This is a genomic window from Cupriavidus sp. 05T313, from assembly GCF_056396665.1.
Window position 1 is genome coordinate 1 of sequence record NZ_JBFTLX010000655.1, and the last position, 426, is coordinate 426.

The window sequence follows — 426 nt, forward strand, 5'->3', positions numbered from 1 at the left end:
GTCATTGCCGCTGTGCCGAGCAGAACCAGGATCAGCAGCCCCAGGAGGGGTAGCTCATGGATGGCGAGCTGGGGAATGCGGCGCGATGGCACTGCGAGAACGCCCACGAAGGCTCCAAGCAGGCCAAAGTAGCTTCCGGTCATGAACCCCCGGTGGGCCCTGATGTTTCTCTTCCAGATGGCCCACAGTCCTGCCGTCAGTGTGCAGAACGTCAGCGCTGAGAGTGCGTGAAGCCAATTAAACCCACCGTCGATGGTCCTGATTCCGAACGAGGTCAGAACTACGACGTACATAGCTACAACCCAGATTCGACCCACGGTCCTATGAACGCTGTCTCCTTTCGTCCGTCGTAGCAGGTTCACGGCTCCGAAGATCAGCGCGTAGCTGGCGGCAATGGCGTGTAGAGAGATCAGAATAGTCCAGGGG

At 58.9% G+C, this 426-nt stretch carries 1 protein-coding gene; it reads right to left on the reverse strand.

From position 1 onward, the window contains the following. Nucleotides 1-426: DUF2306 domain-containing protein (locus tag AC1DKD_RS42210; protein ID WP_477144862.1), on the reverse strand; the 426-nt coding region annotated here is incomplete at both ends.